12 protein-coding genes are annotated in these 13,240 nt (G+C 53.2%); 8 read left to right on the top strand and 4 right to left on the bottom strand.

The genetic code is table 11. From position 1 onward, the window contains the following. Positions 1–96: 96 nt before the first annotated feature. Together QOS46_RS07645 and sppA are read right to left on the bottom strand one after the other, a co-directional pair. Positions 97–750 (bottom strand): RDD family protein, encoded by a 654-nt coding sequence (locus QOS46_RS07645; RefSeq protein ID WP_283608693.1) that lies wholly within the window; start codon positions 748–750, stop codon positions 97–99. Beyond that, positions 731–1,726, bottom strand: a complete 996-nt coding sequence (sppA, locus tag QOS46_RS07640) for a signal peptide peptidase SppA (RefSeq protein ID WP_283608690.1) — start codon at positions 1,724–1,726, stop codon at positions 731–733. The genes QOS46_RS07645 and sppA overlap by 20 nt, the downstream gene beginning before the upstream one ends. Positions 1,727–2,034: 308 nt before the next feature. Here sppA and QOS46_RS07635 point away from each other — a divergent pair, with 308 nt between their 5' ends. From QOS46_RS07635 to QOS46_RS07615, 5 genes are all read left to right on the top strand, one after another. Beyond that, positions 2,035–4,677: a calcium-translocating P-type ATPase, PMCA-type gene (locus QOS46_RS07635; RefSeq protein ID WP_283610799.1), complete on the top strand. Its 2,643-nt coding sequence runs from the start codon at positions 2,035–2,037 to the stop codon at positions 4,675–4,677. Between the two features lie 125 nt (positions 4,678–4,802). After that, entirely contained in the window at positions 4,803–5,048 is a 246-nt protein-coding gene (locus tag QOS46_RS07630) for a DUF6514 family protein (protein ID WP_283608688.1), read from the top strand. 121 nt (positions 5,049–5,169) lie between these two features. Continuing rightward, complete coding sequence (gene rd / locus QOS46_RS07625) at positions 5,170–5,328, top strand: rubredoxin (RefSeq protein ID WP_283608686.1); 159 nt, start codon at positions 5,170–5,172, stop codon at positions 5,326–5,328. A gap of 42 nt (positions 5,329–5,370) precedes the next feature. Continuing rightward, complete coding sequence (locus tag QOS46_RS07620; RefSeq protein ID WP_283608684.1) at positions 5,371–6,564, top strand: FprA family A-type flavoprotein; 1,194 nt, start codon at positions 5,371–5,373, stop codon at positions 6,562–6,564. Between the two features lie 192 nt (positions 6,565–6,756). After that, on the top strand, positions 6,757–7,269 hold the full coding sequence (locus QOS46_RS07615) for an O-acetyl-ADP-ribose deacetylase (RefSeq protein ID WP_283608681.1): 513 nt from the start codon (positions 6,757–6,759) through the stop codon (positions 7,267–7,269). Positions 7,270–7,336: 67 nt separating this feature from the next. Here the strand turns inward: QOS46_RS07615 and QOS46_RS07610 are convergent, their stop codons facing one another. Both QOS46_RS07610 and QOS46_RS07605 read right to left on the bottom strand, forming a co-directional pair. Next, positions 7,337–7,942, bottom strand: coding sequence for a cyclase family protein (locus QOS46_RS07610; RefSeq protein WP_283608679.1), 606 nt, complete (start codon positions 7,940–7,942; stop codon positions 7,337–7,339). Positions 7,943–8,008: 66 nt separating this feature from the next. Further along, entirely contained in the window at positions 8,009–8,701 is a 693-nt protein-coding gene (locus QOS46_RS07605; RefSeq protein ID WP_283608677.1) for a 5'-methylthioadenosine/adenosylhomocysteine nucleosidase, read from the bottom strand. 215 nt (positions 8,702–8,916) lie between these two features. Here QOS46_RS07605 and QOS46_RS07600 point away from each other — a divergent pair, with 215 nt between their 5' ends. From QOS46_RS07600 to mutY, 3 genes are all read left to right on the top strand, one after another. After that, positions 8,917–9,669 (top strand): N-acetylmuramoyl-L-alanine amidase family protein, encoded by a 753-nt coding sequence (locus QOS46_RS07600; RefSeq protein WP_283608674.1) that lies wholly within the window; start codon positions 8,917–8,919, stop codon positions 9,667–9,669. Positions 9,670–10,146: 477 nt separating this feature from the next. After that, positions 10,147–11,982, top strand: coding sequence for a DEAD/DEAH box helicase (locus QOS46_RS07595; RefSeq protein ID WP_283608672.1), 1,836 nt, complete (start codon positions 10,147–10,149; stop codon positions 11,980–11,982). Between the two features lie 89 nt (positions 11,983–12,071). Further along, the gene (gene mutY, locus QOS46_RS07590) at positions 12,072–13,136 is read left to right on the top strand and encodes an A/G-specific adenine glycosylase (protein ID WP_283608670.1); all 1,065 of its coding nucleotides are present in this window, start codon (positions 12,072–12,074) and stop codon (positions 13,134–13,136) included. The last annotated feature ends 104 nt before the right edge of the window (positions 13,137–13,240 follow it).

The following is a 13,240-nucleotide window of genomic DNA, read 5'->3' as shown; positions in this document are numbered from 1 at the left end:
TACAGTCAATCCCTGTCTGACGAATGGGGTGCTTTGTATGCCTATTTGATTACCACAGGATGCCCCGCTTCTTTGGTGGGGCATTGTTTTGCGGCTTTATTTGGGTTCCTGCTCCTCCGTGTGAGCCGGGGACTCCGTTTCACCGGGCAGCGCCTGTTCAGGCAATTCGTGAACAGCCTCGGGGTTCGCCTGCCCGTAGGGCCGGTACGAAACAGGAGCAGAAGGTGCGGCGGGAGCCTGAGCTCCGCCGTATCCGTAGGCCGGGGAAGCCTTGCCGTATCCCACAGGCCGGCATTTGCAGGTGTAAATCACCTGTGTGTCACAAAGACGGTCGTGGAGACCCTGTTTGCTTTCACTTGCGCCAATCATCAGGTAGCCGATGAACAAAAGGGAGGAAAGGTAACGTCCAATGGTTTCACGGTAGAGAACGTTTACGAGCGTCAGCTTGCTGTCGTCGCAGGCGACCACGCGCAGGTTCATCAGGCGTTTGCCGATGGTTGCACCGGTCAGGTACGTCATCACGATAAAATAGGCCGATGCGGCCAGATACAAGAAAATATCGTACGGGCTGAAACGGAAGAGAATCGGGCTCAAAAACCACGAATCAGGGTTTTGAGCCTGCACCAGCATCAGCGGCAGGCGAACCGTCACAAAAAGGATGGTTCCAATCAGTAAAAGATCAATCAGGTAAGCGGTTAGGCGAACGAAAAATCCGCCCGGAGTGGTTGTGTTATTCTCCAATGGCTGCATAATACATCGGCACCCCGCTCTCTTTGATTTCCATCAGGTCGGCCAGTTTATCCGCGTCGCTGCGGGTGTAGTGATTTGCCATAGAGAACAGGGACGTTAACGGCGAAGTAGGGTAGGTGGGGGTGTAAAACTCCACAGAGCCGCCCAACACTTCCTTGAATTCGGCCTGCGCATCCTCGTAACCGGCAATTTTGTCGATCAGCTTATTCTCCAGCGCCTGTTTGGCGGTATAGATTCTGCCGTCCGCCAGAGTACGTACCTTCGCTTCATCCATATGGCGGCCCTTGGCCACGATGCCGACAAAGCCGTTGTACGGTTCATCCACAAGGGACTGGAAAATCTGTTTCTGTTCGTCAGTCATATCGGTTCCGGAGCTGCCCATGGCCTTGTTTCTCCCGCTGGTGAACAGAACGCTCTTCACCCCGATTTTATCCATAAGCTCCTTGTAGTTGGTTAAGGAAATGATTACGCCAATCGAACCGGTCCAGGTTTGGCTGTTGGCAATAATCTTGTCAGACGCCATGGAGATGTAATACCCGCCGGAGGCCGCCATGTTTGCCATATAGGTCCAAACCGGCCGCTCCGTGGTTTTCTTGTATTTCAGCAGGCGCTGGTATAGCTCGTCGCTTTCATATACACCGCCGCCCGGCGAGTTGACGTATAAAAGAATTCCTTTGTTGTTCGGGTCAGCCTCTAAGCTGTCAATCAGCTTTAAGGTTTTGTTGTGGTCGTAGCCTTCCTCCGGCAGCAGGGAAGAGGTTGAGGAAGATGCCTGAATGGTTCCCTCCACAGTAACCACGCCTACGAACGGACTAGTCGGGAAGTCTTGAGAAACGTCCTCGGCTGCCCCCAGCAGCTTGTCGAAATAGTTGGTTTCCTGCTGTCCAGCAAAGCTGCGAATCGCCATGCTGGAGCCGCAGACAAATACAAAGACAAGTGCGGCTGCAATGAGTCCGGTAATCTGCTTTTTGTTCATGCTATGCCCACCTTTTCTGAAGGGGTATCCCTTCGTGTTCAATTTGTTTTATTTCTATTCATCATATCGGTCTTTTCAGCTGTTTGTCAAGGCCATCTACCTTTTCCATCCTTCATTTAGCTGCTTTTCAGGGGGTGTTTTGCGGATGTCTGCAAGATTTTTTCGCGTTTTACGGTGAATTCCGACAAATCTCCGCGCAGAGTTCTATTTCGTCCACTCGGGTTAATATATATAACCAATGCAAAGGCAGGTACGGGCGAAAGCCTGAAAATCAGAGCGGGAGTTGATTTGTTTTGGAGTGGCAAAGTCTGTCCAGAGAGGAATGTGTACGGCAGTTAAAAACAGATCCCAAGCGGGGGCTTACCGTACCACAGGTGGAACTACGGAAAAGGGAATATGGACAAAACGAGCTGCGGGAGGGCAAACGGCCTAGCCTGGCCTCTAAATTTATAGCGCAGTTTAAAGACTTTATGGTTATTATCCTGCTGATTGCCGCGGCAGTTTCGTTTTTTACCTCCTTGTTCCGGCACGAAAGTGATTACATAGACCCTATTATCATTCTGTTGATCGTAATTGTTAACGCGGTGATCGGTGTAGCGCAGGAAAGCCGTGCCGAAAAGGCGATCGATGCCCTGAAGAAGCTCTCTTCGCCGGAATCCATAGTCATGCGCGAGGGCAAGCGGATCAAGGTCCCTTCCAAAGAAATTGTTCCCGGCGACATCGTCTTTCTCACGGAGGGTGATTTTGTTCCGGCCGATCTGCGCATTCTTGAAGCTCATAATCTGCGGGCGGAGGAATCCGCGCTTACCGGGGAATCCCTGCCGGTAGAAAAATCGGCAGAGCTTGTCTGCGGAGAACGGACACCGCTCGGCGACCGGAAAAATATGATGTATTCCAGCAGCAGCGTTGCGGCCGGGCGCGGCGTAGGCGTGGTGGTTGAAACCGGAATGGAAACACAGGTGGGGAAAATTGCCCATATGATTCATTCGGAGGAAGCGCCTCAGACTCCTCTGCAAAAGCGGCTGGCCCATACGGGAAAGGTTTTGGGTATCGGCGCGCTGGCAATCTGTGCCGTGATCTTTATCATGGGGCTGATTCAGAGCGTAGAGCCGCTGGATATGTTCATGATTTCCATCAGTCTGGCGGTAGCCGCAATCCCCGAGGGGCTGCCGGCAGTTGTTACAATCGTTCTGGCCATGGGAGTGCGTCGCATGGCAAACTGCCGTGCCATTGTGCGCCGTATGCCCGCGGTGGAAACCCTTGGCAGCGCCAGCGTGATTTGCTCGGATAAAACCGGAACGCTCACTCAGAACAAAATGACGGTAGTGGAGGTAGCCGGCTACGACGGTTTACTCACGAAGGAGGACCCCCAAGCCAGACGCATTCTGGAGCTGGCGACGTTGTGCAACAACTGCACGGTTTCGGGCGATAAAATACAGGGAGACCCCACCGAGGCCGCGCTTTTGGCGGCTTCTCCCGTTCCCAAGGATCAGCTCGAGCGCCGCATGCCGAGAATCCGTGAAATTCCGTTCCAGTCTGCACGCAAGATGATGACGACGGTTCACCGGCTCGACAATCAGCAGTACCGCATCATCACAAAGGGCGCGCCGGATCTGCTGATGGAGCGCTGCACTACCTGCCAGGGCGGCAGCTTTACCGCCCCAATGGATCAGCAGGTGCGGCGTGAGCTGCAGCGCAGAAATGAGCAGATGGCTTCCCGCGCACTGCGCGTGCTAGGGGTCGCCTACCGCGACGTCCGGCAACTTCCGCCGGAAAATGAGTGGGAAAAAGACCTGGTGTTCTGCGGCTTTATCGGGATGATCGATCCCCCGCGACCTGAAGCGGAGCGGGCGGTGAGTCTGTGTAAAAAAGCGGGGATTCGCGCCGTAATGATCACCGGGGATCACGTGGCAACGGCAATTGCGATTGCCAGCAAGCTGGGAATGATGGGCGCCGAGGACAAAGCGCTCACCGGCCAGCAGCTTGATCAGATGGAGCAGCGCGATCTGGAACGGAACATTTACCAGTATTCGGTATTTGCCCGAGTGTCGCCAGAGCATAAGGTGCGCATTGTAAAGGCCTACCAGAAGCGTGGCGAGGTTGTGGCCATGACGGGCGACGGCGTCAACGACGCTCCGGCGCTCAAAGCGGCAGACATTGGCTGTGCCATGGGGATTTCAGGCACCGATGTGGCAAAGGGAGCGGCTGACATGGTGCTCACCGACGATAATTTTGCAACAATTGTGGAGGCGGTTCGCGAAGGCCGCGGCATCTACGCAAACATTCGCAAAACGATTCATTTCCTCATCTCCTGCAATATTGGTGAGATTCTTACCGTGTTCATGGCGTTTTTGCTGCACCTGCCCCTGACACTTCTGGCCATTCAGCTTCTGTGGATTAATCTGGTGACCGATTCCCTGCCCGCTTTGGCGCTCGGTGTAGAGCCCATTGAAGATGATGTGATGGAACAACCCCCGCATCGGCAAAATGAGAGCGTTTTCGCGGGTGGAATGGGCTACAATATTTTAGTGGAGGGCTGTTTGATCGGTGCTTTGGCGCTGCTGGCTTATAGTGTGGGCCGTGCGTTTTTCGACATAGACCCTTCTTATCCGATCATCGGCCGAACCATGTCATTCGCAACCCTGAGTCTTTCTCAGATCGTACATAGTTACAACATGCGTTCGTCCCATTCTCTGTTCCGCATCGGATTTTTCAGCAATCCGCAGCTCGTAGTGGCCTCCGTCATCTGCACGCTCATGCAGGTTTCGGTGATCGCGGTGGCGCCAGTGGCGCAGATTTTCAAAACAGCGGTGCTTAGCGGTGCCCAGTGGGTGGCAGTTGCGCTGATTTCGCTGGTTCCTTTTGTCATAGTGGAGGCAGAGAAGGCACTGCTTGGTGCTACATCTGGTAAGAAAGAAAATGAGAAGCGAAACATATTGAGGAAAAACTAAAAAGTCAATATGGCAATGGGATGTCATATTGAAAACAAAAACAAAATCTCGTATGATGGAAGAAGATTTATGTGAATTAAATTCACAAGGATTTTCAATTTATCCAGAAGGGGGAGAGGCCGTTCATGGTCAAAAATGTTGGGAAGGTCATCGTTTTGCGGCAAAACAAAGTTTTGGAGTATTATGTATTTGGCGATGAAAAGACTGGCTTCGGAATTCGCATTGTACAACGGGGGACTGTCAATGCGCAGGCCGAATATGAGAATGTGAGCTGTAGCGAAGCGAGCGCAATGGCTTTGGCCCGTACTCTAGCCACGGGTACGGTGTGTCCCGGGCATTTGTGCAACATTTTGGAGGATCGTGGTTTTTAGTGCGGAAAGACACCTGAAAGACACCTGGATTGATTGACAATTTAGACACGAATAGAGTATACTTAAGGCATCAATTCTTAAGTGATAAAAGATTGTCAATCAAAAAGGAGTGTTAAAAGTTATGGCAAAATATGTATGTGATGCTTGCGGCTATGTATACGATCCGGTAGTTGGGGATCCCGATAACGGAATCGCTCCCGGTACTAGTTTTGCAGATCTTCCCGAGGATTGGACCTGTCCGGAATGCGGGGCTTCCAAGGATATGTTCAGCCCCCAGTAAAGGGCAAATTTACGCCCAGTCAGCGGGAAGGATGTTTCAGTCATGGCAACGAAGAAATTAGCGGACCACATTTATTCGGTCGGGGTATTGAATCCTGGTTTGCGTGTGTTTGATATTATTATGGAGTCTCCTTATGGGAGCAGCTACAATGCATACCTGATCACCGGCCAGAAGAATGTGCTGATCGACACGGTTCATGCAGATTTCTTTGAGGAATATCTCGAGAATATTCAGGGGATTATCGATATTTCCGAAATCGATTACCTGATTATGAACCATACAGAACCGGATCATTCCGGCAGCGTGGCAAAGCTGCTGGCACTGAACCCCAATATTGAGATTTACTCCACAATGGCGGCGAAGAAATACATTACGGCCATTGCGAACCAGGAGTTCCGGTTCCACGTAGTAAAATCGGGGGAAACTCTGGATTTGGGCGATCGGTCGCTGCAATTTATCGTGGCACCTCTTCTGCACTGGCCAGATTCCATGTTTACGTGGGATGAAAAGAGCGGGTTGCTGTTTACCTGCGATTTTCTGGGAACGCATTTCTGCGAACCCACCATGGTGGATACCAACATGCACTACCGGGAGAAATACCTGGAGCAGGTACGCCACTATTATGAATGTATTTTCGGCCCGTTCAAGCCCTATGTGCTCAGCGGTCTGGATAAAATGAAGGATCTGCCGGTTCGGATGGTTTGCCCAAGCCACGGGCCCTGCCTTGTTCAGGGAATTGAAGAGATCAAAGCGCTTTACCGCAAATGGAGCTTGCCCGCAGAGCGTGACCGCAGAAAGATTTCGATTCTGTACGCTTCCGCATATGGATGCACCAAGCAGCTGGCGGAGGCGGCTTATGAAGAGCTTTCCGCCGATTCCGAGCTGGATGTGCGCCTGATCGACGTGGTCTTTACTCCGTTTGAACAGTCCGCTGCCGCCGCAAACGAAGCGGACGCTCTTCTCATGGGCTCCTGCACCATTAACCGTGATGCGCCCAAAATCGTTTGGGATGTGCTGTCGAGTATTGACGCAATTAATGTTCGTTCCAAGCCGGCCGGCGCTTTCGGTGCGTTTGGCTGGAGCGGCGAGGCTGTTGGTATGATGCGCTCCCGCTTGGAGCATTTAAAGTACAGCTTTGTGGGAGAAGGAATCCGTTCGAATTTCACCCCCACGGCAGATGATCTGGCAAAAATGAAGTGCTATGCGCGCAGCATCGCCGACCAGATTTCCGAATGATTTCAGTAAGGCAGAAGAATAATGACTCCTCTCTCGCTGTTTTTAAAATAGCCGGGTGAGGAGTCATTTTTTATTTCTTTTTAATTGTATTTTGACCCGGTACGGAGTATTCTGTCTTTAGAAAAGCACACCAAATAGAACCGGGCCAACCCGTCCGGTTCTGCGGGGGCAACGGCTCAAAGGAGGAATGTTATGGAAATTTCCATTATTCAGGGGGATATTACGGTTTTTGTGGCAGATGCGATTGTCAATGCCGCTAACACCTCTTTGCTTGGCGGCGGCGGAGTAGATGGAGCCATTCACCGGGCAGCTGGCCCAGGGTTGCTGGAGGAATGCAGAACGCTTCACGGGTGCGAAACCGGTCAGGCCAAACTCACGTCGGGGCATCGCTTGCCGGTAAAGTATGTGATCCACACGCCCGGGCCGGTCTGGCACGGCGGTGGAGCGGGGGAAGAGGGACTGCTGGCCTCCTGCTACCGGAGCTGCCTGCACCTTGCGGAAGAAAACGGATGCCGTACCGTGGCGTTTCCCTCCATCAGTACAGGCGTGTACCATTTCCCGCTGGAATGTGCCGCTTATATTGCCGTAAGGGAAATCCTTGCGTTTTCCAAAACTTCTGAAACAGTGCAGTCGGTCACAATGGTCTGTTTTGATGAAGGAACGAAAGCCGCTTACGAAACGGCCCTCCGGCACGCGCAGAAGTGATTTTCCGCGCTTCAATTTTCAAAGGGCTTCCACGTAACACGTGCAAGCCCTTTGATGATTGAAAAAGTTATACAAGGCGTTCGTCCTCCGGCAGGGAGCCCTGCACCAGCACTGCGCGGCAGGGAGAAGCCTCCAGCCCGCGCAGCTTCAGGGGCAGCGCGATCAAAAGGTAGTCCCCGTCCGGAACGCCGTCGAGAACAGCACCCTCCAAAATCGGAATATCCGCGCCCAAAAGCTCCAGATGAACCAATCGCTCTTCGGCTTCGCTGCCGATCGAAATCGCATCCGTTCCCACCAGAATCGCACCGCTGTCTGCCAGAACAAACGCGGCACTGCGGTCTAAAAAGGCCTGACCGTCGCCGTGGAACAAAATCCGCTTTTGGCAGACGGGCAAAAGCTCTTCTATCCGGTCACCCGTCACAATTCCCTCTACCGAAATCACCGTGCATGGCCCGATTAGAAATTCCGGCGGAATCCGGTCGATTGTGTCCCCATCCTCCAGAAAATGACGGGGTGCATCCAGGTGAGTGCCGCTGTGAGAGCCGGTAAAAAATGCGGACAGGTTGTAGTCATCGCCGGTATCGATGCGGCGAATCCGTTCCGACCAGGGAACAGGGTCGCCCGGGTATACATCGGCAGAAAATAATTCGCGGGAGATGTCATAGAACTTCATACGCACCCTCCGTTTCTGTGTGACGTTTCAAATCGGGAACAGGAGAGATCCGCTGCGAAAGAAAAATCAGGTCAACTCGGGAAGAATGCGGCACAGCAGGTCAATCCCGCGCTGGGCGGCAATTGGGGCGAACGTCGCGTAATCCATTTTTGCGTCATCGTCAGCGTTGTCTGAAATCGTGCGCAGCACGATAAAATCCACGCCGTTTACATAGCAGACCTGCCCGACAGCGCCGCCCTCCATTTCACAGGCCAGAGCGCCAAAATCGTGATTTAGCTCATGCAGCTTTGCTGAATCGCAGATAAACTGGTCGCCCGTAGCGATTACACCCGTATGTACCGCGCCCTTGTAAACCTCCGGCGCCGTCCGCCCAAGCAGCTGAATCAGCTTTTCCGAAGCGGGGATCTCAATCAGCCCCACGCCGGACAAATAGCCCCGCTTATCCCCCAGAGGCGAAGTATCCATATCGTGTTGCACAACAGCGGTGGAAAGCACCAAATCACCGATGTGAATGCTTTCGCCGATTCCGCCTGCCACTCCGCTGTTAATCACCAGCCGGGGCTGGTAGTGGGTAATCATCAGCTGGGCGCACAGCGCGGCGTTCACCTTGCCGGGGTTGCAGTGTGCGACAACGCATTCTACGCCGGACAGCGTTCCCTTGCAAAATTCCAGTCCCGCCAGTGTTTCCGTCTGCGAATTTTGCAGTCTGCTTTTCAGTCCCTCAACTTCAATGGGCATCGCGCCGATAATTCCGATCATTTGCGTTCTCCTTCACCGGATGGGAATCCGTCGTTTTCTTTTGATTATAAGAGATTTGGTCTTGAAAATCAACGGCTGCTGCAGGCGCTAGCCCAATTTTCTGTAAATTACATAGAAAACGAAACAATAAATTTACTTAAAAGAATTATATTTTATGGACAAGTAGATATAATAAAATGAAGTATATATGTCCGTCTTTACAGGGGGAAGTGAAAATGCTGAAACGAATAATGAGCCTTTTGCTCGCAGTGGGAATGCTATTCTGCACGGGTGGCGGCATGTGCGTATCTGCTGCCGAAGCAACGCAAACAGCGGGTGAAGTGCTTATGAAATCAAATACCAATACCCAGGCTGCACAGCCGGCATTCCGGGTGTATCTCAGCCCATCGCCGCAGTATTATAATCTGTACCCCGACGGAAAATCTGAAGAAGATTATATGCGGCAGATCGCCAACTGGATGGCTCAGTATTTGCAGGAGTACGGGATTGAAACCATTATTGCGCCATCGAGCGCACAGGTTCCCGCAAGCGAATGGGGAACGATGTTGCAGGCCCGTGCGAATCAGGCCGCGCAGAACAACTGTACTTTGTATCTGTCCATTCACTCAAATGCCGCGCCGGAGGTGCTCTCTGGCCAGTATAACGGCTGCTTTATTTATTACCAGACCAATCACCCCATGAGCGGGCTTTGGGCTCAGATTGTAAAAGATAATTTCATTTATCCTGAAGGGGATATGATCAAACTGGCGAACAACCAGACCTTAACGGAGATGGCGTACCCCGAAATGCCCGCGCTGCTGGTGCAGACAGCATTCCACGATAACCCGCGCGACGCGGACTGGATTATGCACAACACGCAGCGGATTGCCGCAAACCTCTCTTACTCCATCGCGCAGTACCGCAAAGAGTATTACGGTGTACCGATCAAAGAAATTACAAATCCCAGTTTGCAAATTCCGTTTTTATAAGCATATAATAAATCGTAGGGAAGCGGCTGGCCGTTTGGCCGGCTGTTTTTGTGCTGAGACCGGGTTTTGCCAGCGAATTTTCCCTGTTTGGCCGGAACTGGAAAGGGCAGAAAGCGCAGGGCAAGGGAGACCATTGGCCGGTTGTTCTTGCTTTCAAGCCCAAAGAGCGGTATAATAAACTATTATCCGGCAAAATGACCACCGGGAAGAAAGCCGATGTTTTTAAGCGGCAGGCCACACGCTGTGGGCGGTGGCGGCCGCTTTCTATCATTTATAGGATTTTATAGAAAACTCACGCCGTTAACGGCAATAAGCTGCTGACGGCTTCGCATGGAAACGCTAAGAGGAATCATATGGTTCTCACCTTCCGCAAAAGAAGGAGACATCTGATTCTCGTTTATAGATTCAGAAGAGAAAGGCCGGGCCAGCGCCTCTCGGGCGAGCCGCCGGTTTTTTAGGAAGGAATTTAACATTACTATGAATTTTCAGGAACTCAAGTTAATTGCGCCTATTTTGAAGGCGCTGCAGGAGGAACAGTACGAAGCACCATCTCCCATTCAGGAAAAAGCGATACCGCCCGCCCTTTTGGGCCGCGATGTGTTAGGCTGTGCGCAAACAGGAACCGGGAAAACCGCCGCGTTTGCCGTGCCGATTCTGCAAAGGCTCAACGCGCAGCCGCCCGTCCCAAAGGGGCAGCGGCGCGAAATTCGGTCGCTGATTCTTACCCCCACGCGCGAGCTTGCCATTCAGATCGCAGAAAGCCTGCGCGCTTATGGCCGCTATCTTCCCTTGCGTAGCGAGGTAATCTTCGGCGGCGTTTCGCAGGTACCGCAGGTAAATAGCCTGAAATCAGGGGTAGACATTCTCATTGCGACTCCCGGCCGCCTGAATGATTTGATTCAGCAGGGTTTTGTCGATTTGAGCGGAGTTCAGATTTTCGTTCTGGACGAAGCCGACAGAATGCTCGACATGGGCTTTATTCACGACGTAAAGCGTGTGCTTACCCGCTTGCCGCAGAAAAAGCAGACGCTGTTTTTCTCCGCGACCATGCCCCCCGAAATTACGGAGCTGGTGGATTCTCTGCTGGTAGACCCCTTTAAAGTGGCGGTTACGCCGGTTTCCTCCACGGTAGATGCGATCGAGCAGTCCCTATATTTTGTGGACAAGGCGAATAAGCCAAAGCTGCTCATCGATCTGCTGAACAATTCCAAGATTGAATCGGCACTGGTGTTTACGCGCACCAAGCATGGGGCGGATCGTGTGGTCCGCGAGCTTTCCCGCGTAAAGATTCAGGCTCAGGCGATTCACGGCAATAAATCACAATCCGCGCGCCAGCAGGCGCTTTCCAGCTTTAAAGCCCGTCAGATCCGCGTTTTGGTGGCAACCGATATCGCCGCCCGCGGCATCGACATCGACGAGCTTTCCCATGTGATCAATTATGATCTGCCGAATGTACCTGAAACGTATGTGCACCGCATTGGCCGTACCGGCCGGGCGGGGCTCGAAGGGACGGCAATCTCATTTTGCAATATTGACGAAAAGCCATATCTCAAAGATATTGAATCGCTGATCGGCAAGCCGGTTCCGGTAGTGGAGTCGCATCCCTACCCCATGCAGGTCTTTACGCTGACGCCCCCGAAGCAGCAGACGGCGCGCCCGCAGCGCGCACAGCAGACACAGCACCGCGAAAAGCAGCGGGGGGAAGCCGCACCGCGGCAGGAGCATCCGCGTCAGGCGCAGAAAACCTCGTCGCCCGACGTTCAGAAGCAGCAAGCGCAGCCGAAATCCGGAACGAGAACAAGGAACCGCAAGGGCCAGAAGGATGCTGCCGCTCGCCCGGCACAAACAGAGAGGGCGCAGAACCCTTCCACTGTGAAGTCTGCTCAAAAGCCAACAGGAAAAGAGCAGCGTGCAGCAAGACCCGAGCAAAAGGAACCAGCCGAGGGCAAAAATCAGGTGGTCAAGGAGCAACATACTCCAAGAACTGCGGAAAAGCGTGTGCCGAAAGATCAAACGGCCGCAAAGCCCGAAACGCGCGAAACGCGCGCACACAGGGATCAAACAGCCGCAAGGCCCGCCGAAAAGCGTGAAGTGGCAGACACAGCGCGGCGTGTGCAGAAGGAGCGAATAGAGCACCAGCCGGAGCAGGAGCGCCGAAGCTCTCCGCCTTCTGATCAGAAGGAAGATTACCTTACTTCTCTCGGCCCGCGCAAAAAGGGCGAGCCGCCGCGTCCCCTGATGACCAGGGAACGCATGACGAAAAAGCCCGCGGATCAGTTTTTATCCGATAAGCCGTATTTTCGCAAGGGATAATCCAGTCGTTTGCAGAGAAAATAAAACGGAGCGCAACAGCCGGCGGAGCATAGCTCCCGCCGGCTTTTTTAGCAGAAAGGGGAAATTCCTTGACAGCATCGCTGGATTTACACAAAATTGTTCCGCCGCTTCTTTCCTGGTACGACAAAGCGGCTCGCGTACTGCCGTGGCGGGAGAACCCACAGCCGTACCGCGTTTGGGTGTCTGAAATTATGCTGCAGCAAACACGGGTAGAGGCGGTAAAGCCATATTATGAACGCTTTTTATCAGCTCTTCCCACAGTGGAAACACTGGCCGATGCGCCGGAGGAGCTGCTGCTCAAGCTCTGGGAGGGTTTGGGGTATTACAATCGGGTTCGAAACCTGCAGCGCGCCGCGCGCGTGATAGCAGAGCAGCATGGCGGGCAGGTTCCCGCATCGTTTGACAAGCTTCTGGCTCTGCCGGGTTTTGGGGAGTATACGGCGGGCGCGGTCGCTTCCATCGCATTCGGGATTCGCGTTCCCGCGGTGGACGGCAACGTGCTGCGCGTGATCTCACGCCTCACGGCGGATCGCCGCGATAGCAAGGATGCCGCGGTCAAGCGTCAGGTCACCGAGGCGGTGCGCGGAATCCTGCCAGAACGGGTGGGGGATTTTAACCAGTCGCTGATGGAGCTGGGGGCTACTGTGTGTTTGCCAAATGGCGCACCGTTGTGCGCGGAATGTCCCTTAAATGGCTTGTGCGCCGGGTACCGGCAAGGGATTGCCGCCGAGCTGCCGGCTAAAACGGCGAAGCGCCCCAGAGTGATCGAAGAGCGTACGGTATTTCTTTTGTGTACGGAGGATCGGGTGGCGCTGCGCCGGCGGCCCGCAAGAGGGCTTTTGGCCGGGCTGTGGGAGCTTCCCGGTATCTCCGGAACGCTTTCTGCCGAGCAGGCCGAAGAACAGCTGCGCGAATGGGGACTTTTGGAATCTTCTGTGCAGCCCCTGCCAAGGGCAAAGCACATCTTTACACACCGTGAATGGCGTATGACGGCATATGCCGTTCGGGCACCGCAGCCGTTCGGGGAGTTTGTCTGGGTGACGCGGCAAGAGCTTTTGGAGGAATATATGCTGCCATCTGCCTTTAAAACTTACGCGGACATGCTGAAAGATTGGATTTCGGTTGATATTTAAAAATCTGGTAAGTATAATATGGTAGAAGCAAATTACTTTAGTATAAAAAATAGCGGTTTCTTTTCCCGCCGAAGGCGGGGAAAGAAATACATCCTATCGTTTAA

Source organism: Faecalispora anaeroviscerum (genome assembly GCF_947568225.1).
Taxonomy (GTDB): Bacteria; Bacillota; Clostridia; order Oscillospirales; family Acutalibacteraceae; genus Faecalispora; species Faecalispora anaeroviscerum.
This window is presented reverse-complemented; position numbering and strand designations above follow the sequence as displayed.

Excerpts from the sequence above, each read along its gene's own strand:
- rd (WP_283608686.1), top strand. The coding sequence starts at position 5,170 with ATGGCAAAATATGTATGTGATGCTTGCGGCTATGTATACGATCCGGTA.
- QOS46_RS07595 (WP_283608672.1), top strand. The coding sequence starts at position 10,147 with ATGAATTTTCAGGAACTCAAGTTAATTGCGCCTATTTTGAAGGCGCTG.
- QOS46_RS07610 (WP_283608679.1), bottom strand. The coding sequence starts at position 7,942 with ATGAAGTTCTATGACATCTCCCGCGAATTATTTTCTGCCGATGTATAC.
- QOS46_RS07600 (WP_283608674.1), top strand. The coding sequence starts at position 8,917 with ATGCTGAAACGAATAATGAGCCTTTTGCTCGCAGTGGGAATGCTATTC.
- sppA (WP_283608690.1), bottom strand. The coding sequence starts at position 1,726 with ATGAACAAAAAGCAGATTACCGGACTCATTGCAGCCGCACTTGTCTTT.
- QOS46_RS07645 (WP_283608693.1), bottom strand. The coding sequence starts at position 750 with ATGCAGCCATTGGAGAATAACACAACCACTCCGGGCGGATTTTTCGTT.
- QOS46_RS07620 (WP_283608684.1), top strand. The coding sequence starts at position 5,371 with ATGGCAACGAAGAAATTAGCGGACCACATTTATTCGGTCGGGGTATTG.
- QOS46_RS07630 (WP_283608688.1), top strand. The coding sequence starts at position 4,803 with ATGGTCAAAAATGTTGGGAAGGTCATCGTTTTGCGGCAAAACAAAGTT.
- QOS46_RS07605 (WP_283608677.1), bottom strand. The coding sequence starts at position 8,701 with ATGATCGGAATTATCGGCGCGATGCCCATTGAAGTTGAGGGACTGAAA.
- QOS46_RS07615 (WP_283608681.1), top strand. The coding sequence starts at position 6,757 with ATGGAAATTTCCATTATTCAGGGGGATATTACGGTTTTTGTGGCAGAT.